Source organism: Paramesorhizobium leguminum (genome assembly GCF_003217235.1).
GTDB lineage: Bacteria > Pseudomonadota > Alphaproteobacteria > Rhizobiales > Rhizobiaceae > Paramesorhizobium > Paramesorhizobium leguminum.
This window is the reverse complement of record NZ_QJTF01000009.1, coordinates 46,700-66,258: the sequence shown is the minus strand read 5'-3', so window position 1 is coordinate 66,258 and position 19,559 is coordinate 46,700. Positions and strand designations below refer to the sequence as shown.

Here is a 19,559-nt window from a genome sequence, read left to right as displayed (position 1 = left end):
TGGCCCGTGACGCTGGTGTCCCCCTCTCCCCGCTTGCGGGGAGAGGGTAAGGGTGAGGGGCAGGCTGGCCAGTTCCGCTTCCTTCTCATAAACCGAGAAATGGGGACCACACCATGGCAACGCTGCAAACGCGGTCCGCCGCGCGCCTGATGATGAGCCCGGCCGTTCTCCTGCTCTTCGCATGGATGATCGTGCCGCTGGCGATGACGCTTTATTTCTCGTTCCTGCGGTACAATCTGCTGATGCCGGGGATGGAAGAATGGGCGGGGACGCTCAATTACCACTATTTCCTCACCGATCCGGCATTCGGCACGGCACTGCTCAATACGCTGCTGCTGGTGGGCGGCGTTCTGCTGATTACCCTCGCCGGCGGCACGTTGCTGGCGCTTCTCCTCGACCAGCCCTTCTTCGGGCAGGGCATCGTGCGCCTTCTTGTCATTGCGCCGTTCTTCGTCATGCCGACGGTTTCGGCGCTGGTGTGGAAGAACATGCTGATGCACCCGGTCTATGGCATCTTCGCCTGGATCGCGCGGTCTCTCGGCTTGCAGCCGGTGGATTGGCTCAACAATCTGCCGCTGTTCTCGGTGACAATGATCGTCGCCTGGCAATGGCTGCCCTTTGCCACGCTCATCCTGCTCACTGCACTGCAATCGCTCGACGAGGAGCAGAAGGAGGCTGCCGAGATGGACGGCGCCGGTCCCATCTCGCGCTTTGTCTATATCGTGCTGCCGCATCTGGCGCGCGCCATGACGGTGGTCGTGCTCATCGAGACGATCTTCCTGCTCAGCGTCTTCGCCGAAATCTTGGTGACCACCAATGGCGGCCCCGGCAATGAGAGCACCAACATCACCTATCTCGTCTATGCGCAGGCGCTGTTGCAGTTCGACGTGGGCGGCGCTTCGGCGGGCGGCATCGTCGCTGTCATTCTCGCCAATCTCGTCGCCATCTTCCTCATTCGCCTCATCGGCAAGAATCTGGAGGCCTGACCATGGCCCGCGCAATCTCTACACGCAGGAAGCTGACTTTCACCGCCATCGGCTGGCTCGTCGGCTTCGTGATTTTCTTTCCGATCCTGTGGACCGTGATCACCAGCTTCAAGACGGAGGGCGAGGCCATCGCCTCGCCGCCGCATTTCCTGTTCTTCGACTGGACGCTGGATAGCTACGCGGAAGTGCAGAGCCGCTCGAACTATTTGAAGCATGTGATGAACTCGGTGATAATCTCCTTCGGCTCCACCTTCATTGCCCTACTCATCGCCATCCCCGCCGCCTGGGCGATGGCGTTTTCGCCGACCAAGCGCACCAAGGACATCTTGATGTGGATGCTCTCCACCAAGATGCTGCCGCCGGTGGGCGTGCTGGTGCCGATCTATCTCCTTTACCGCGATTGGGGCCTGCTCGACACGCGGCTCGGTCTCGTCATCGTGCTGACGATGATCAATCTGCCGATCATCGTCTGGATGCTCTACACCTACTTCAAGGAAATCCCCGGCGAGATCCTCGAAGCATCGCGCATGGATGGCGCCTCTCTTGCCAAGGAAATCATCTATGTGCTGACGCCGATGGCGGTGCCGGGGATCGCCTCGACGCTGCTCCTCAACATCATCCTTGCCTGGAACGAGGCGTTCTGGACGCTGAATCTGACGGCGGCCAACGCCGCGCCGCTCACCGCATTCATCGCGTCCTATTCGAGCCCGGAGGGCCTGTTCTGGGCCAAGCTTTCCGCGGCTTCGACGCTCGCCATCGCGCCGATCCTCATCCTCGGATGGTTCTCGCAGCGCCAGCTCGTGCGCGGACTGACCTTTGGAGCGGTGAAGTGAGTGAGGGATGGTTGAAAATGGGCAGCCAGTCGAAAGATGCCCCTCACCCTTACCTTCTCCCCGTGAAAAACGGGGAGAGGAGGGCGTCCGCGTTGCCGCTTTTTCCTTCTCCCCGCGTGCGGGGAGAAGGTGCCGGCAGGCGGATGAGGGGCATTCATGCCATTGCCTTGAGCAAAAACGGGAGGGTTTCATGGGTAGCATAACACTCGAAAAGGTCTCGAAATCCTTCGGAACCACCAAGGTCATTCCACAGATCGATCTTGATATCGCCGATGGGGAATTCGTCGTGTTCGTCGGGCCTTCGGGTTGCGGAAAATCGACGCTGCTGCGCATCATCGCCGGGCTTGAGGATGCCACTGACGGCACGATCCGCATCGACGGCGCGGACGCCACCCGCGAGGCGCCGGCGAAGCGCGGCCTGTCCATGGTGTTCCAGTCCTATGCGCTCTATCCGCATATGAGCGTCTACGGCAATATCGCTTTTCCGCTGAAGATGGCGGGCGAGGCGAAAGCCACCATAGACGACAAGGTGCGCGGCGCGGCCAAGGTTCTCAACCTCACCGACTACCTCGACCGCAAGCCGCGCCAGCTTTCCGGCGGGCAGCGCCAGCGCGTGGCCATCGGGCGCGCCATCGTGCGCCAGCCAAAAGCCTTCCTCTTCGACGAGCCGTTGTCGAACCTCGATGCGGCGCTGCGCGTCAACATGCGGCTGGAGATCAGCGAACTGCATCATCAGCTGAAAACCACCATGATCTATGTCACCCACGACCAGGTGGAAGCGATGACCATGGCCGACAAGATCGTGGTGCTGAATGCGGGCCGCATCGAGCAGGTGGGCTCGCCGCTCGAACTCTATCGCAATCCGAAAAACCTCTTCGTCGCCGGTTTCATCGGCTCGCCGAAGATGAATTTGATCAGCGGCGCGGCGGCGGCGAAGGAGAATGCCGCGACGATTGGTGTGCGTCCGGAGCATATCGGCCTGTCGAAGACCGAAGGCCCCTGGCAGGGAAAGGTGACCGTGGTGGAACATCTGGGCGCGGATACCTTTGTCCATGCCGATGTGGATGGCGTCGGGCCGGTGACGGCGCGGGCGCCGGGCGAGTTTCCGGTGAAGCATGGCGAACAGGTCTTCCTTACACCGGAGGCGGGCAAGATCTATCGCTTCGGAGACAACGGAGCGGCATTGTGAGCGGGCGTCTTGAAGGGAAATCCGCGTTCATCACCGGGGCGGCTCGCGGCATCGGTTTTGCCTTCGCCGAGGCTTTTGCGCGTGAAGGCGCCACCGTTGCGCTCGCCGATATTGATCTCGACCGGGCACAGGAAAGTGCCGCGAAGATAGGCGAACGCGCCTATGCGGTGCAGATCGACGTGACCGATATCGCGTCGATCGAGCGGGCCGTCGCGGAGGCGGTAGCCAAGACCGGCGGGATCGATATCCTCGTCAACAATGCCGCGCTGTTCGACATGGCGCCTATGGTCGAGATCACACGAGAGAGCTTTGAACGGCTCTACGCGGTCAATGTGCATGGTGTGCTCTTCACCATGCAGGCGGTGGCGCGGGCGATGATCGCGCGCGGGCGCGGGGGCAAGATCATCAACATGGCGAGCCAGGCGGGACGGCGCGGCGAGGCGCTGGTGGCGGTCTATTGCTCGACCAAGGCGGCGGTCATCAGCCTCACCCAGTCGGCAGGGCTCGACCTGATCAGGCATGGCATCAACGTCAATGCGATTGCGCCCGGCGTGGTCGATGGCGAGCATTGGGCAGGCGTCGATGCGCTGTTCGCAAAGCATGAGAACCGGCCGCTTGGCGAGAAGAAGCGGCTGGTGGGCGAGGCCGTGCCATTCGGGCGCATGGGCCGGCCCGAGGATCTGACGGGCATGGCGATATTCCTCGCCGGTCCCGAAAGCGATTACGTCGTCGCGCAGACATACAATGTCGACGGCGGAAACTGGATGAGCTGAAAGGGCATACCCAATGTATATGGATAAACTGAAACTCGATGGGCGCGTGGCTGTTGTGACCGGCGGCGGACAGGGTATCGGCGCGGCTTGCGCGCAGGCGCTGGGCGAGGCCGGCGCGACCGTTGTTGTCGCCGAGATGCTGCCTGAACGGGTCGAGGCGATTGTCGCGGAGTTGATTAAGCTTGGCATCAAGGCGCATGGCGTCACGCTCGACGTTACCAAGTCGAAAGACGTGGATGCGGTTGCCGCGCAGATCGTCAGGGAGCATGGCCGGGTCGATATCCTCGTCAACAATGCCGGTGTGGCAGTAAGCGATGTGCGGGCCGAGGATACGAGCGACGAGCACTGGCGCTTCCACATGGATGTGAATGTCGACGGCCTGTTCTGGTGCTGCCGCGCCTTCGGGCGGCAGATGCTGGAGCAGGGCAGCGGCGCCATCGTCAATATCGGCTCGATGTCCGGCTTCATCGTCAACAAACCGCAGCCGCAGTCCTTTTACAATGCGTCGAAGGCGGCTGTGCATCATCTGACCAAGTCGCTTGCCGCCGAATGGGGCGCGCGGGGTGTGCGCGTCAACGCCGTGGCGCCGACCTATATCGAAACGCCGCTCACCGCCTTCGGCATCGAGGAAAATCCCGACATGTACAAGACCTGGCTGGAAATGACGCCAATGGGCCGCGTCGGCCAGCCGGACGAAATCGCCTCGGTTGTGCATTTCCTGGCATCGGATGCGGCGAGCCTGCTGACGGGGTCGATCGTGCTGGCGGACGGGGGGTATACGTGCTGGTGATGCAGGGGCGATTCTTGTTTTGATGGAATCGCGACCCCTCCGGCTTCCCAGCCATCTCCCCCTCCTCCCACCGTCATCCTCGGGCTTGACCCGAGGATCCACGGCAAAGGGGCGGAAACGACGCTGTCGTCCGCGACGGGATCGTAATTCCCGAAGTGAGATATTAATCGGAGAACGGATGCTGTTCCTGCTTGCTGGAATGCATTGAGGCGGTGAAAAGATCAGCGCTCCCTAGCCGTGGATCCTCGGGTCAAGCCCGAGGATGACGACTGGAGGAAAAGGAGATGCCCGGCAGGGCAGAGGAGGCGCCTAGAACCAGCGTTCAATCCTGCATTCTACAAATCCTTCCACAAACAATTCCCACCTCTCCCAGCTATGCGCTATGTTCCCAGCGAAACCGGTGGGAGGTAGGCGATGGACAAGGTTGTGGCGGTGGATGTCGGGACAGGCAGCGCGCGGGCTGGCGTGTTCTCGCGGAACGGCGATCTCCTGGGCCGCGCCGAACATCCGATCCTGATGAACCGGCCGAAGCCGGATTTTGCCGAGCACGATTCCGAAGATATCTGGCAGGCGGTGTGCCGTGCCGTGCGCGCCGCTATCGCCAAGGCAGGGATTGTGGCGGGGGATGTGGCCGGGATCAGCTTCGATGCCACCTGCTCGCTGGTGGCGCGTGACCGCAATGGCGATCCGCTGACCGTTTCGCCCAGTAGCGAGAACCGCTGGGATACCATCGTCTGGCTCGACCATCGCGCGCTTGCCGAGGCCGACGAATGCACGGCGACGGGGCATCGCGTTCTCGACTACATCGGTGGCGTCATGTCACCGGAGATGGAAACGCCGAAGCTGATGTGGCTGAAGCGCAACCTCCCCGCGACTTGGGAGGAGGCCGGGTATTTTCTCGATCTTGCGGATTATCTCACCTGGCGGGCTTCCGGTTCGCTGGAACGCTCGCAATGCACGCTGACCTGTAAATGGGCCTATCTCGCCCATGAGGAGCCGGGCTGGAGCCAGGATTTCTTCGACAAGGTCGGCATTGCCGACATGCGGGCGAAGGGCGCGTTGCCGGAGAAGGCAAGCCCAATCGGCAAGGATTTGGGTCCGCTCACGGCGGGAGCGGCGGGAGAATTGGGATTGAGCGCCGCCTGCCGCGTCGGGGTGGGGCTTATCGATGCGCATGCCGGGGCGCTTGGTGTGCTTGGCGGCTATGCCGGCAATCTCGCTGAAATCCACCGGCATCTGGCGCTAATCGCCGGGACATCGAGCTGCGTCATGGCGCTGTCGCAGACGCGCCGCCCGACGCCGGGGGTGTGGGGGCCTTATCACGGCGCGGTGCTTGGCCGTTGCTGGCTGAACGAAGGCGGGCAATCGGCAACCGGGGCGCTGCTCGACCATATTATCCGCTGGCATGGAGCAGGCGGCGAGCCGGATGCTGCCATGCACGGGCGCATCATCGAGCGGGTGCAGCAATTGCGGGCCGAGGAGGGCAGCGGCTTTGCCGCGCGGCTGCATGTGCTGCCGGATTTCCACGGCAACCGCTCGCCGCTGTCCGATCCGCATGCGGTGGGCGTGATCAGCGGGCTGACGCTCGATGCCTCGTTCGACAGCCTTTGCCGCCTCTACTGGCGCACCGCCGTCGCCATCGCGCTGGGTGTCCGCCATATCCTGGAGGCGCTGAACGCCAAGGGCTATACGATCGACACGCTGCATGTGACCGGCGGCCACATCAAGAACCCGCTGCTGATGGAACTTTATGCCGATGCGACGGGCTGCACGGTGATCGAGCCGCAGGCGGAAGACGCCATGCTGCTCGGCACGGCGATGGTGGCGGCGACCGCTGCAGGGCTTTATCCCGATCTCGCCGCTGCCTGCACCGCGATGAGCAAGGGCGGGCTGGAGCGCAGGCCGTCACCGGAAATGCGCGGCGCGCTCGACCGGGATTACCGCATCTTCCTCATGATGCATGAACAGCGTGAGGTGTTGGATCAGATGGCGTGATATAGGCTCCCGTCTTGACAAGGCTCCGCCACTTTTCAGCATAGGCCTCAAAGGTTTGGGGCAGCATCAGATCATTGGGCTCCGGCGTGCTCGCACCCGGCTGCATCCCCGCCAGCATCGCTGCCCCAAGGCTGGTGCCGGTCGAACCGGGGAGGGCAAGCATTTCGCGACCCGTGAGATGGCCAAGGGCGGCGGTGTAGATGCTGTTTCTGGCGAAGGGGCCTTCGATAATGATGGGACCGTCCGCGCCGACGAGGTCGAGGCTCACCTCCGTCATCAGCGCGGCATAGAGCGCTGCGGCGGCATAGCGTTTGGCCGGGGTGAGGTTTTCCGCATTGAGCCAAGCCATCTCGCGCGTTGGGAAAGGCCCTGTGCCTTTGATGACGCTTGGCAGGACCATTGTTTGATCGCACACGACGTCTGGCAGTGCTTCGATAGCCTTTTCCAGATGGACAGGTGCAATGCTGTCCATCAGCATTTCAAACTCACGACCGCCCATGAAGCGGGCGGAAGGGACGGGGCGGCCATAGGCATCGACATTGATGAGCGTGTCGCGGTGCGAATCGAGCTTTTCAGCGCGGCCGCCGACGCCGAAGATGACGACCCATGTGCCGGTCGAAACGACGGCGAAGGGCGGCTTGCGCTGTATCAGATGCGGCAGGAGCGAGGCGTTGGAATCATGAATACCGCAATGGACCGGGATGGGATGGTCAAGGCCGATTTGGGTGGCGATTTCGGGCAAGACATGGCTGAGCACATCAAAGGCCGAGCGCACGGGGGCTAATAAGGGCGCGATTTCCAGTGTATCGACAAGCGAGGAGACGCAGCCGGTGTGCGGGTTCCAGAGATCGGTGTGGCAGCCGAGCGAGGTCGTCTCGCAGGCGGCGATGCCGGTTAGCCGCCATGCCCAATATTGCGGATAGGTGAGGATCGTGTGTACGCGGGCGAAAAGATTGGGGAAGGCGGTTTTCTGGTAGTGGAGTTGCGCACCGAGATTGAGGCCGCCGGAGAGGAGCGGCGACGCGGTTTCGCTGAAATCCGGGCGCAGGGCGGCGTAGTGCTCGCGGATGTCATCAGGATAGGCGTGCTCGTAGTCGAGGACCGGCATGGCGAGGCCATCTTCGATTTTATTATTACGCAAGTCCGGACGGAAAACCGCTTCACACTTTTCCTGGCCTTGCTTAAGAAGCGCCGCTGATGCGCCGTGGGTTGTGATGGAGATGGCGTCGAAGCCGGGGGTGCGGGTGAATTCGGTGAGGGCGGTGAGGAAGAAGCGCCACAGGGTTTCGATGTCGTAGTGCGGGTACGGTGGGCCTGATAGTACGCGGTTCGGCATGGTGCGGGTGGCGATTTCAGCGCCGGTTGCGGAATCGACGATGACGGCCTTGGCGTTGGTTTTGCCGACATCGAGGACGGCGATGTGGGAGGGGAATGTCATGGGACGCGCATCTCAGGTTTAAATTGAAATGCAGAGGGGGCAGTACCCCCCTCTGCCCTGCCGGGCATCTCCCCCTCAAGGGGGGAGATTGGCTGACCCAATCCGCAGCATCCATCCTGCAACGTTGGCGATTGGTGCCGAACACCGATGAAGGCGTAATCTCCCCCCTTGAGGGGGAGATGCCCGGCAGGGCAGAGGGGGGTGTTTGGCGCTTCCATCAAATTAGGCCCCTCTAGGCGAGATGAAACAGGGTGACAAGCTCGGACTGAACCGGCGAATTGTCCGGATTCGTCTCCATGATATCAGCCATGTGCGCCCACCATTTCTGCATCACGGGATGATCGGGTAGCGCCGCCATGCGGTGATCCGCATCCCGCGTCAGCACGCCGAAAAGCGTGTTGGTTTCGCGGTCGAGATGGATGGAATAGTCGGATACGCCCGCATCATGAAGAAGCTCCACCAGTTCCGGCCAGATCGCATCATGGCGGCGCTTGTATTCGGCTTCCATGCCGGGATTGAGCCGCATCTTGAAGGCGTATTTTTCGGTCATGCGGGGTTTCCGGATTTAATGCGGCGGATGAGGATCGGCAGCGAAATGGTGATGATCAGAAGCAGACCGATGAAGATGGACATGACGATGCCGGGCACGTTCAAAAGGCCAAGGCCGAAGGTGACGAGGCCCATGACGAAGGCGGCGATGACGACGCCGCCGATGGTGCCGGAGCCGCCGAGGATCGAGACGCCGCCGAGCACGACCATGGTGACCACTTCGAGCTCCCAGCCCTGCGCGATGGATGGGCGGGTGGAGCCGAGACGCGAGGTCAAGCAGACGGCGGCGATGCCGCTCATCAGGCCTGTCAGCAGGAACAGGATGAATTTCACCCGCTCCACCGGAATGCCGGAAAAGCGCGCGGCGAAGGCATTGTTGCCGATGGCATAGACGCGGCGGCCGAAGCTGGTGGCGTGGAGCAGGATGGCGAAGAGGACCGCGCTGACGGCGAACAGCACGAACTCGAACGAGAAGACCCAGAAGACATAGCCCTGTCCGAAGTAAGCGAAGCTTTCCGGATAGTTGCCATAGGCCTGATCGCCCAGCACAATATAGGAAATGCCGCGGAAGAGGCTCATCGTGCCGATGGTGACGACGATGGAGGGAAGTCCGAGGCCCGCCACCAGCAAGCCGTTGAAGGCGCCGCACAGAAGCCCGACGCTGATGCCGATGCAGACCAGACCCGGCGTGCCGATGCCGATTTGCGCCGCCGCGCCCATGGCGGTCGAGGCGAGCGCGATGATGGCGGCGACCGAGAGGTCGATCTCGCCCGATATGATCAGCAGCGCCATGGCGAAGGCGATGAGCGCCTTTTCGGTGAAGTTGAATGTGGCGTCCGACAGGTTCCAGGCGTTGAGGAAATAGGGCGAGGCGAAGGAATTGGCGATGAAGATGGCGATTGCCACGCCGAGGAGGAGCACCTCCCAGCTTGCCAATGCCCGCGTGAAGGAAGTGCCGAGACGGTCGGGGATAGGGCGTTTTTCGGGGACAGCGCTCATGCCGTGGCCTCCGAATAAGTCTTGGCCGCCTTGTCGCGCAGGATGATGCGGCCGCGGCGCTTTTCAGCCCTTGCATTGAAGATGACGGCGAGGATGATGACCGCGCCGGAGATTGCCATCTGCCAGAAGGGCGAGATGTCGATCACCGGCAGCGCATTCTTGATGACGCCGAGGAAGAGCGCGCCGAGCACGGTTCCCGCCACCGTGCCGATGCCGCCCAGCGTCGAGATGCCGCCGATGACGCAGGCGGCAATGCTGTCCAGCTCGAAGCCGGCGGCGATATCGACATAGGCGACGGCATAGCGCGACACCCAGAGATAGCCGCAGAGCCCAGCCAGCGCGCCTGACAGCACGAAGGCGAAGAAGCGGGTGCGTCCGACATCGATGCCGGCATAGACCGCCGCGGTGGGATTGCCGCCGGAGGCATAGAGCGCGCGGCCGAAGAAGGTGCTGACCATCATGATGTAGACGAGGATGACGATGGCCACCGCCGCCCAGCCGAGGATGGGCAGGCCGAGGAAGACGTGGCGCGGGGTGTTGAGGAAGACCGGCGTCATCTGGTGCGCATTGACCCAGCCGCCGCCGGAGAGGACGAAGGCCATGCCGCGATAGATGGTGAGCGTACCCAGCGTTACGACGATGGGCGGGATGCCGATCTTCCAGACGAGCAGGCCGTTGATCGCGCCAAGGATGGAGCCGATGCCGAGCGCGATGACGATAAGCAAGGCGAGAGGCAGTTCCGGGTGGGCGGCGTTGAGCATCGCTACGGCCATGCCTGTAAAGGCGAGATTGGCGGCGACTGACAGGTCGATGGATTTGGTCAGGATCACAGCCATCTGGCCGAGCGCCAGGATGATGAGGATCGACGTATCGTTGAAGATGCCGGCGAGGTTCTTTGGCGATGCGAAGCCCGGCGCGCGGCTGGAAAAGCCGGCAACGAGGATGGCGATGATGCCGAAGAGCAGGATTTCGCGATTTTTGAGGATACGGTTCATGTCAGGCATTTCCTGTTGCCGCGCGCACCAGCGTTTCCGCATCGAGCGATTGCCTGTCGAAGAGACCCGCCGACAACCCCTCGCGCATGACGAGGACGCGGTCGGACATGCCCAGAATTTCCGGCAGTTCGGATGAAACCATGATGATGCTGAGACCCTCCGCCGCAAGCTCGCTGATGAAGGCGTGGACGGCGGCCTTCGAGCCGATGTCGATGCCCTTGGTCGGCTCGTCGAGGATGATGACCTTGGGCCGGGTGGCGAGCCATTTGCCGATGACCACCTTCTGCTGGTTGCCGCCGGACAGCGTACCCACGGGTACGGAAAGGGCGGCGGCGCGCAGGTCGAAGCGTTCGGCATAGCGCCGCGCCAGGGCGAATTCTTCCGCCGAGCGGAGGAAGCCCGCGCGGGAGGTGCGGGCAAGCGATGGCAGCGAAATGTTCTGGAAGATCGGCATTTGCGCCACTGTGCCGTGCCGCCCGCGCTCTTCCGGCACATATACGATGCCATGAGCAATCGCATCGCGCGGCGAGCGGATCGTTATCTCGCGGCCTTCGAGCGTCAGGCTTCCGCCGGACGGGCGCGTCACGCCGAAAAGCGACTGGCAGAACTCCGAGCGGCCCGCGCCGACGAGGCCGTAAATGCCGAGGATTTCGCCGCGCCGGAGTTCGAAGGAGATGTCGCGGAATTCGGTCGGGTGCGAATAGTTCGCGACATCAAGCACGGTTTCGCCCAGCTTCACGTCCACCTTCGGGAAGGCCTGATCGACCGAGCGTCCGACCATCAGCCGCACGATCTCGTTCTGGCTCGCATCCTTCAATGAGCCATGGCCGACAGCGCGGCCATCGCGGAAAACGGCGTAATTTTCCGCGATTTCGTAGACCTCATCGAATTTGTGGCTGATGAACAGGATCGCCTTGCCCTGGCTTTTCAGCCGCTCGATGATCTTGAAAAGGTCGTCCACTTCCTTGCGCGACAGGGCGGCGGTGGGCTCGTCCATGATGACGATGTTGCTATCTACCGAAAGCGCGCGGGCGATGGCGACGAGATGGCGCTGGGCGATGGAAAGTTCCTTCAGCTTGGCGCGAACATCGACCGTTGTCTCCAGCGAATGCAGCAGCGCCAGCGAGCGGGCATTGAGCGCCTTCCAGTCGACAAGGCCGAGCCTTGTTTTGGGCGCGTGGCCGAGATAGATGTTTTCGGCTACCGACAATTCATCGAAAAGAACGGTTTCCTGATGGATGGCGGTGACGCCGTGGTTGGTGGCAGCTTGTGCCGTACCGAAGGTTACGGGCTTGCCGTCGACCAGAATCTCGCCTTCGTCCGGCTGGTAGATGCCGGTGAGGATTTTCACCAGCGTCGATTTCCCCGCGCCGTTCTCGCCGATCAGCGCCGTCACAGTGCCGGGATAGAGGGCGATGTCGACGTTATCGAGCGCCCGCACGCCGGGAAATGATTTCGAGATGCCGCGCATTTCGAGGAGGGGGGCTGGATGGGCTCGCTCCTGAAGGGGTGGTTGGGCGGCTGAATTCATGGGTTGGACCTGGAGTTTTAAATAGAAACGTTGGTGGGGCACTTCACCCCCCTCTGCCCTGCCGGGCATCTCCCCCTCAAGGGGGGAGATTAGACCTTCATGAATGCTCGGCACCAATCGCAGACGTTGCAGATTGAGCGCGGAGGGTTGTGTCAGCCAATCTCCCCCCTTGAGGGGGAGATGTCCGGCAGGACAGAGGGGGGTGAAGTGCCCCACCACATTTGAAAGCTTTAAACAGCCGCACCGGCAGTTCCATTCTGCCGGGTGCGCCGACCCTCACCCGCGATCAAAACACCTTGGCGAACTCGTCGACGTTCTCAGCGTTATAAACAAACGGATCAGACATAGCCGCCTCGCCGTTTTCGCCGATCTTGATCTTGCCCATGCGTCCGGCGTCGATCTCGGTGCCCGGCTTGCCGTCGGCGTCGCCCTTGACGAGGTGATAGGCGATTTCGGTGGCGGTGTAGCCGAGGTCGATCGGGTTCCAGATGGCGAATTCCTTGGTCGCGCCGGACTTGATGGCGCCGGCCATTTCCGAGGGAAGGCCAAGGCCGGTGACGTAGACCTGGCCGATCTTGCCTACATCCTTGACGGCCTGCGAGGCCGCGAGGATGCCGACGGTCGTGGGAGCGACGATGACCTTGACGTCCGGGTGTGAGGTCAGGATGCCCTGCGCTTCGCGATAGCTCTTATCGGCCAGATCGTCGCCATAGACGGTGGTCACAAGCTTGAGGCCGGGATATTTAGGCAGCTGCTTCTTCATTTCCTCGATCCAGATGTTCTGGTTGGTCGAGGTGGTGGTGGCCGAGAGAATGGCGAAGTCGCCCTTGCCGTCGGGCAGATGATCGGCGGCGAGCTTCAGGCACATATTGCCGATCAGTTCGTTCGACGAGGGGTTCAAATGCATGATGCGGCCCGCGGGCGCGACGCCCGAATCCCACGAGATGACCTTGATGCCGCGCTGCGCCGCTTTCTTGAGCGCCGGAACGACCGCGTCGGGATCGTTGGCGGAGATGGCGATGGCATCGACCCCCTGCGCGATCAGCGAATTGATGACTTCGATCTGGCCTTCCGCCGTGGTGGTCGTCGGGCCGGTGTAGATGATCTCGACATCGCCCAGCTCCTTCGCCGCTTCCTGCGCGCCCTTGTTGGCGGCTTCAAAGAAGCCGTTACCGAGCGATTTGACGACGAGCGCGATCTTCATCGGCTCAGCCTGAGCCTGCGCGGCGATCATGGATACGGCAAGTGCCGTGCCGAGCGCCAGTTTCTTCAATAAATTCATGCTTTAGTCCTCCCTTGGTTGTTCTTGCCCGCCTCTTCCATTGCTATGCCACGGAAGAGGAATCCTCCTTCTTCGTCGCCGCCGTCTGCGCCACGATGAGCTGAATGCCCGCATCCTCCACCATGCGCCGTGCCGCGTCGCTTACACCATCGTCGGTGATAACAGTCGTCACCCGCGCCAGCGGGCACAGGATCAGGCTGGAGCGGCGCGTGAACTTGGTCGAATCGACCATCAGCACCAGCTCATCCGCCTGATTGATCAGCTTCTGCTCGCTCTGGATGATCAGCGCATCGGATTCCATGACACCGAGCGGGCCGACGCCTTGCGACCCCATGAACATGCGGCGCGCATAGAAATTGCGCGTCACGTCATTGTCGAAGGGGGAGAGGATCAGGCTCTGCTCGCGATAGATCGCGCCGCCGGGCACGATGACCGTGCTCTTGGAATGCTTGACCAGATGTTCTGATATGGCGAAGGAATTGGTGAGCACTTGCAGGCGACGCGCTGCCAGATAATGCACCATCTGGAAGGTCGTCGTGCCACCATTGATGATGACCGCGTCGCCTTCCTCGCAAAGCGCCACGGCCTCGCGCGCGATGGCGCGCTTCTTGTCGATGTTTTCCGATTCCGAAACACGAAAAGGGCGGCCGGCGAGGCTGGCAAGCTGGGGCGGGTGGACGGCTTCCGCGCCGCCGCGCACACGGCGAAGGCGGCCCTGCACATGCAGCGCGGCGATGTCACGGCGGATCGTCGCTTCCGATGCCTCGGTCAGCTCGACAATATCCTGAATGGTGACAACAGGCTTTTCCTGAACAGCGCTCAGGATGATGCGGTGGCGCTCGCGTTCGTGCATGGTTCCTCCCTCATCTTTCTATCTCGCAACCGAGTTGAACTTGTCAATCGGAATCAGTCAAAAATAATCATGCTGCATCGCAATATGAAAATTCATGATCGAATATGATTGACAGTGAAAGTTCGCTTGCGCCATATCTCTCGCCAATAACCAGGATTGGGAGGATGACATGGCGGCTGAGGTTCGGCTTCTGGAAAACCGTTGGGACGATGCGAAGGCGGCGGCCTTGGACGAGCCGGGCAAGCTGCTCTATCGCTCCAATCTGCTGGGCGCCGACAAGCGCATCACCAATTATGGCGGCGGCAACACCTCCGCCAAGGTGACGGAGACCGACCCGCTGACCGGCCAGCCGGTGCAGGTGCTCTGGGTCAAGGGCTCCGGCGGCGATGTCGGCACGATCAAGCTCGACGGCTTCGCGACGCTCTATCAGGACAGGCTGGAGGCGCTGAAAGGCATCTATCGGGGCGTCGAGGATGAGGACCGCATGGTCGGCTTCCTGCCGCATTGCACGTTCAACCTGAACCCCCGCGCGGCTTCCATCGATACGCCGCTGCATGGCTTCGTACCTTTCATGCATGTGGACCACATGCATCCCGATGCAATCATTGCAATCGCGGCTTCGAAGAATTCGAGGGAATTGACCAAGGAGATTTTCGGCGATGAGATCGGCTGGCTGCCGTGGCGGCGTCCGGGGTTTCAGCTTGGGCTCGATCTCGAAGCCTTCGTCAAGGCGAACCCGCAGGCCAAGGGCGTGGTGCTGGAAAGCCATGGCCTCTTCACCTGGGCTGATGACGCCAAGGCCTGTTACGAGCTGACGCTCGACGTGATCAACAAGGCGATCCGCTGGCTGGCGGAAAAGACCGAGGGCAAGGCGGCTTTCGGAGGCGCTATAGTCAAGAGCCTCGATGCGGCGGAGCGTCGTGCTGTCGCCGCGCGGCTGATGCCGGAAATCCGGGGGATGATCGGCAAGGGCGAGCGCAAGCTTGGTCATTTCGATGATCAGGACGCGGTGCTCGAATTCGTCAATTCCAGGGATTTGCGCCTGCTGGCTGCGCTGGGTACGAGTTGCCCGGATCATTTCCTGCGTACCAAGATCCGTCCGCTGGTGCTGGATTTCGATCCGGCCAAGCCGGATGTCGACGCGGTGGTCTCAGGGCTGGAAAAGGCGCTGGAGGATTATCGCGCCGATTACACGCGTTATTACGAAGCGTGCAAGCACCCCAATTCGCCTGCGATGCGCGATCCCAATCCGGTGATCTTTCTCGTTCCAGGCGTCGGCATACTGTCGTTTGCGCGCGACAGGGCGACGGCGCGGATCGCGGGTGAATTCTATGTCAACGCCATTAATGTGATGCGCGGCGCTTCGTCGGTTTCCGAATATCAGGGGTTGCCGGAGCAGGAGGCCTTCGACATCGAATATTGGCTTCTCGAAGAGGCCAAGCTGCAGCGCATGCCGAAGCCGAAGAGCTTGGCTGGCCGTATCGCGCTCGTCACCGGCGGGGCGGGTGGTATCGGCCGGGCCACGGCGGAGCGGCTTGCGGGCGAGGGCGCGTGCATCGTGCTTGCGGATATCGACGCGGAATCGCTCAAAAGCGCTCATGCGGATTTCGCCAAGCGTTTCGGCGCCGATGTGGTTCGCAGCGTTGTGCTTGATGTCACCGACGAGGCCGGCGTCATCGCTGCCTTTGCCGAGACGGTCGTGGAATTTGGCGGGCTCGACATTCTGGTGTCGAATGCCGGCATTGCCTCTTCCGCGCCGGTCGAGTCCACCGAGCTTTCGATGTGGAACCGCAATATCGACATTCTGGCGACCGGTTATTTCCTCGTCTCGCGCGAGGCCTTCCGGCTGTTCCGCCGCCAGAAGCTTGGCGGCAATGTGATCTTCGTCGCCTCCAAGAACGGCCTTGCCGCATCGCCCGGCGCGTCCGCTTATTGCACCGCCAAGGCTGCTGAAATCCATCTGGCGCGATGCCTGGCGCTGGAAGGCGCGGATGCGGGCATCCGCGTCAACACGGTCAATCCGGATGCGGTGCTGCGAGGGTCGAAAATATGGAACGGCGAATGGCGGGAGCAGCGGGCGGCTTCATCGAAGATCGAGGTGACCGATCTGGAGGAGCATTACCGTAATCGCTCGCTGCTGAAGCTGAATGTGTTTCCGGAGGATATTGCGGAGGCGATCTATTTTCTCGCGTCGGATGCGTCGGCCAAATCGACCGGGAATATCATCAATGTCGATGCGGGGAATGCGCAGAGTTTTACGCGGTGAGGGTGATAACGTTTAGATAAATGCGCCTGAAACACCCCCCTCTGCCCTGCCGGGCATCTCCCCCTCAAGGGGGGAGATTGGCCTTCATTGATGCCGGCACTAATCGCTAACGTTGCAGAACGGGGGCGGAGCGTCATGTCAGCTAATCTCCCCCCTTGAGGGGGAGATGCCCGGCAGGGCAGAGGGGGGTGTCATCCAGTGACAACGAGGGAGGAACACATGTACGACTTGAGGATGTCCGGTGATCTCATCGCCGCCGAAAACGCCGCGCGCGAGGGTGCGCTGAAGAACGACTACGAAGCGCTGGGCGCAAACCTGGCGCGCCGTAACATCGATATCGAGGCGATCACGGCGCAAGTGGCGCAGTTCTTCGTCGCCGTCCCCTCCTGGGGCGTGGGGACGGGCGGCACGCGCTTTGCCCGCTTCCCCGGCATCGGCGAGCCGCGCAATATCTTCGACAAGCTCGACGATTGCGCCGTCATCCAGCAATTGACGCGGGCGACGCCCAATGTCTCGCTGCATATCCCGTGGGACAAGGCGAATCCGAAGGAGTTGAAGGCCAAGGCTGAGGCGCTGGGGCTGGGCTTCGACGCGATGAATTCCAATACGTTTTCCGATGCGCCGGACCAGCCGCATTCCTACAAATTCGGCTCGCTCAGCCATGTCGATCTGGCGGTGCGGGCGCAGGCGGTCGAGCACAATATCGAATGCATCGAGATCGGCGAGGCCATCGGCTCCAAGGCGCTGACGGTTTGGGTTGGCGATGGATCGAATTTCCCCGGCCAGTCGAATTTTACCCGAAGCTTCGAGCGCTATCTCGCCGCGATGGGCGAGATTTACAAGAATCTGCCCGATGACTGGCGCATCTTCTCCGAGCACAAGATGTATGAGCCGGCTTTCTATTCGAGCGTGGTGCAGGATTGGGGCACGAATTATCTCATCGCCTCGATGCTTGGGCCGAAAGCCTTCTGCCTCGTCGATCTCGGCCATCACGCGCCGAACACCAACATCGAGATGATCGTCGCGCGGCTCATCCAGTTCGGCAAGCTGGGCGGTTTTCATTTCAACGATTCCAAATATGGCGATGACGATCTCGATGCGGGGGCTATCGAGCCTTACCGATTGTTTCTTGTTTTCAACGAACTGGTGGATGCGGAACATCGCGGCGTTAGGGGATTCCACCCCGCGCATATGATCGACCAGTCGCACAATGTTACCGACCCGATCGAGAGCCTGATCTCCAGCGCCAACGAAATCCGCCGCGCCTATGCGCAGGCGCTGCTGGTGGATCGCGAAGCTTTGAGCGGCTATCAGGATGACAACGATGCGCTGATGGCGTCCGAGACGCTGAAACGGGCCTATCGCACGGATGTGGAGCCGATTCTCGCCGAAGCGCGGCGCCGGGCGGGCGGGGCGATTGACCCGGTCGCCGCCTATCGCGCGAGCGGGTATCGGCGGAAGGTGGGTGACGAGCGCCCGGCGGTGAAGGGCGGCAGCGGCGGGATTGTATAGTCGTTATTTAATCGCATGATCTTATCCGAAAAGTCTGCAACTTTTCGGAATCATGCTTTTGTCGCAATCTTGCGCGGGCGGCCACCCTTGAGACCGTTCGCGCGGGCTGCGGCGGCCTTGGCTGGTGATGTCGCCCGTCCGGCGAGACTTGCCATATAGGCTTTGGTTCCGAAAATTCCTGCGACCAACCGCGGCACGTAGAGGTCGGCATCGAGACGGGGCCAATGCAGGTTGAATCCCATACCATCGATCTCGATTATTTCGAGATCGTCGTCATCGGCGCCGTTCAGATCTTGTATGAGATGGGCGGGGAATATGTAGGTGCATCCATTCATAAGATCGACTGTCACCCGCCCCGTGGCGCGGTCGTAACGGGCCGCTGATGCGCGAGGTTCCGTTTCCAGCATCTTCCGACCGCGCGCTTCCGCCGCCTTGAATTCCTCGTCAGTCAACTCGCCCATGAATTCGCTTCCATTCCAGCATGAATTCGTGGAGCTTGCAGATTTGCCCCTCACCCTTACCCTCTCCCCGTGAAACGGGGAGAGGGGGACGTTTCGCATTTGCGCCTCGTTGTTCTATCCGAGATGCCTGGCACAACGAAGAATGTATGCAGGCACCGCCTATGTCTCCCTCTCCCCGTTTAAACGGGGAGAGGGTAAGGGTGAGGGGCATTCCACAATGCTTGAAAGTACTATCACAGGTGAAGAACTTCCGGAACAACAAATAAAAACGGCAGCCGTGAGGCTGCCGTTTTATTTTAATATTGATGCCGGAAGGCGAGATTACTCGCTGGCGGCTTCCGCCGGGGCTTCGGCTGCAGCCTTGGCTGCGGCTGCCTTGGCGGCTGCATCTTCCTCGGCCTGCTTGGCCATGGCGACGCGCTCCTGGGCCTTCTTGCCCGGAACGGCCTTTTCAGGGTTGCTGCGGGCAGGGCGCTTGGCGAGGCCGGCCTGATCGAGGAAGCGGAGCACGCGGTCGGTCGGCTGCGCGCCATGGCTCAGCCAATGGGTGATGCGGTCGGAATCGAGCGTGATGCGCTCGGCATCCTTCGGCAGCGTCGGGTTCCAGGCGCCGACCTTTTCGATGAAGCGGCCATCGCGCGGGGCGCGCACGTCGGCGATGACGATGTGGTAGTAAGGACGCTTCTTCGAGCCCGCGCGGGCCAGACGGATTTTCAACGACATTTCATTCTCCTGTTGGTCTTCTTATGCCGCTCGCGGCAATGGTTGGTCGATGCCGCGCCGCGACATTCGGTTGGTTAGCCGCCGTTAAGCTCGGCAGCGGTGTTTTCGTGATGACGGATCACTTCCTTGACGATGAAGTTCAGAAACTTCTCGGCAAAATCGGGGTCGAGGCTCGCATCCTGCGCGAGGCGGCGCAGGCGCTCGACCTGGGCTTTCTCGCGGACCGGATCGGCGGGGGCGAGGCCGTGCTCGGCCTTGAGCACGCCCACCGCCTTGGTGCAGCGGAAGCGCTCGGCGAGCATGTGAATGAGCGCGGCGTCGATATTATCGATCGAGGCGCGAAGGGAGGCAAGCTCAGGGGGGAGGCTCTTGTCGTTCATGGCC

Annotated in this window: 18 protein-coding genes; 8 read left to right on the top strand and 10 right to left on the bottom strand. The window is 61.7% G+C overall.

Annotated features, from left to right (window positions below):
- Nucleotides 1–113 precede the first annotated feature (113 nt).
- The 6 genes from C7477_RS09455 (at nucleotide 114) to C7477_RS09430 (ending at nucleotide 6,566) form a co-directional block, all read left to right on the top strand.
- Nucleotides 114–986 carry a carbohydrate ABC transporter permease gene (locus C7477_RS09455; RefSeq protein WP_110751441.1) on the top strand — a complete coding sequence of 291 codons (873 nt, stop codon included), beginning with the start codon at nucleotides 114–116 and terminating at the stop codon, nucleotides 984–986.
- 2 nt (nucleotides 987–988) lie between these two features.
- Complete coding sequence (locus C7477_RS09450; RefSeq protein WP_110751439.1) at nucleotides 989–1,819, top strand: carbohydrate ABC transporter permease; 831 nt, start codon at nucleotides 989–991, stop codon at nucleotides 1,817–1,819.
- Between the two features lie 190 nt (nucleotides 1,820–2,009).
- Nucleotides 2,010–3,008, top strand: a complete 999-nt coding sequence (locus C7477_RS09445) for an ABC transporter ATP-binding protein (RefSeq protein ID WP_110751437.1) — start codon at nucleotides 2,010–2,012, stop codon at nucleotides 3,006–3,008.
- Nucleotides 3,005–3,781 (top strand): L-iditol 2-dehydrogenase, encoded by a 777-nt coding sequence (locus C7477_RS09440; RefSeq protein ID WP_110751435.1) that lies wholly within the window; start codon nucleotides 3,005–3,007, stop codon nucleotides 3,779–3,781. Before C7477_RS09445 ends, C7477_RS09440 begins: the two co-directional genes overlap by 4 nt.
- A gap of 13 nt (nucleotides 3,782–3,794) precedes the next feature.
- A complete protein-coding gene (locus C7477_RS09435) occupies nucleotides 3,795–4,571 on the top strand; it encodes an SDR family NAD(P)-dependent oxidoreductase (RefSeq protein WP_110751433.1) in 777 nt (258 codons plus the stop codon).
- Nucleotides 4,572–4,985: 414 nt separating this feature from the next.
- Entirely contained in the window at nucleotides 4,986–6,566 is a 1,581-nt protein-coding gene (locus tag C7477_RS09430) for an FGGY-family carbohydrate kinase (RefSeq protein ID WP_110751431.1), read from the top strand.
- On the opposite strand, the gene C7477_RS09425 is transcribed toward C7477_RS09430, so the two are convergent.
- The 7 genes from C7477_RS09425 to C7477_RS09390 all read right to left on the bottom strand — a co-directional run bounded on the left by C7477_RS09425 (nucleotide 6,523) and on the right by C7477_RS09390 (nucleotide 14,213).
- Nucleotides 6,523–8,004 (bottom strand): FGGY-family carbohydrate kinase, encoded by a 1,482-nt coding sequence (locus C7477_RS09425; RefSeq protein ID WP_110751429.1) that lies wholly within the window; start codon nucleotides 8,002–8,004, stop codon nucleotides 6,523–6,525. The genes C7477_RS09430 and C7477_RS09425 overlap by 44 nt on opposite strands.
- A 232-nt stretch (nucleotides 8,005–8,236) precedes the next feature.
- Nucleotides 8,237–8,554 carry an L-rhamnose mutarotase gene (rhaM, locus tag C7477_RS09415; protein WP_110751427.1) on the bottom strand — a complete coding sequence of 106 codons (318 nt, stop codon included), beginning with the start codon at nucleotides 8,552–8,554 and terminating at the stop codon, nucleotides 8,237–8,239.
- Nucleotides 8,551–9,552, bottom strand: coding sequence for an ABC transporter permease (locus C7477_RS09410; protein WP_110751424.1), 1,002 nt, complete (start codon nucleotides 9,550–9,552; stop codon nucleotides 8,551–8,553). The genes rhaM and C7477_RS09410 overlap by 4 nt, the downstream gene beginning before the upstream one ends.
- A complete protein-coding gene (locus tag C7477_RS09405; protein ID WP_110751423.1) occupies nucleotides 9,549–10,547 on the bottom strand; it encodes an ABC transporter permease in 999 nt (332 codons plus the stop codon). The genes C7477_RS09410 and C7477_RS09405 overlap by 4 nt, the downstream gene beginning before the upstream one ends.
- A gap of 1 nt (nucleotide 10,548) precedes the next feature.
- Nucleotides 10,549–12,078: a sugar ABC transporter ATP-binding protein gene (locus C7477_RS09400; protein WP_110751420.1), complete on the bottom strand. Its 1,530-nt coding sequence runs from the start codon at nucleotides 12,076–12,078 to the stop codon at nucleotides 10,549–10,551.
- Between the two features lie 286 nt (nucleotides 12,079–12,364).
- Entirely contained in the window at nucleotides 12,365–13,360 is a 996-nt protein-coding gene (rhaS, locus tag C7477_RS09395) for a rhamnose ABC transporter substrate-binding protein (protein ID WP_110751418.1), read from the bottom strand.
- A gap of 43 nt (nucleotides 13,361–13,403) precedes the next feature.
- Nucleotides 13,404–14,213: a DeoR/GlpR family DNA-binding transcription regulator gene (locus C7477_RS09390; RefSeq protein ID WP_110751416.1), complete on the bottom strand. Its 810-nt coding sequence runs from the start codon at nucleotides 14,211–14,213 to the stop codon at nucleotides 13,404–13,406.
- Between the two features lie 169 nt (nucleotides 14,214–14,382).
- Here C7477_RS09390 and C7477_RS09385 point away from each other — a divergent pair, with 169 nt between their 5' ends.
- On the top strand, nucleotides 14,383–16,479 hold the full coding sequence (locus C7477_RS09385; protein WP_110751414.1) for a bifunctional rhamnulose-1-phosphate aldolase/short-chain dehydrogenase: 2,097 nt from the start codon (nucleotides 14,383–14,385) through the stop codon (nucleotides 16,477–16,479).
- Nucleotides 16,480–16,698: 219 nt separating this feature from the next.
- Nucleotides 16,699–17,991 carry an L-rhamnose catabolism isomerase gene (gene rhaI / locus C7477_RS09380; protein ID WP_110751412.1) on the top strand — a complete coding sequence of 431 codons (1,293 nt, stop codon included), beginning with the start codon at nucleotides 16,699–16,701 and terminating at the stop codon, nucleotides 17,989–17,991.
- 50 nt (nucleotides 17,992–18,041) lie between these two features.
- Here rhaI and C7477_RS09375 read toward each other — a convergent pair whose 3' ends face one another.
- From C7477_RS09375 to C7477_RS09365, 3 genes are all read right to left on the bottom strand, one after another.
- A complete protein-coding gene (locus C7477_RS09375) occupies nucleotides 18,042–18,452 on the bottom strand; it encodes a DUF2442 domain-containing protein (protein WP_110751410.1) in 411 nt (136 codons plus the stop codon).
- Between the two features lie 321 nt (nucleotides 18,453–18,773).
- On the bottom strand, nucleotides 18,774–19,175 hold the full coding sequence (gene rpsP, locus C7477_RS09370; protein ID WP_110751408.1) for a 30S ribosomal protein S16: 402 nt from the start codon (nucleotides 19,173–19,175) through the stop codon (nucleotides 18,774–18,776).
- A 74-nt stretch (nucleotides 19,176–19,249) separates the two neighbouring features.
- A complete protein-coding gene (locus C7477_RS09365; protein WP_110751561.1) occupies nucleotides 19,250–19,555 on the bottom strand; it encodes a chorismate mutase in 306 nt (101 codons plus the stop codon).
- Nucleotides 19,556–19,559: the final 4 nt, after the last annotated feature.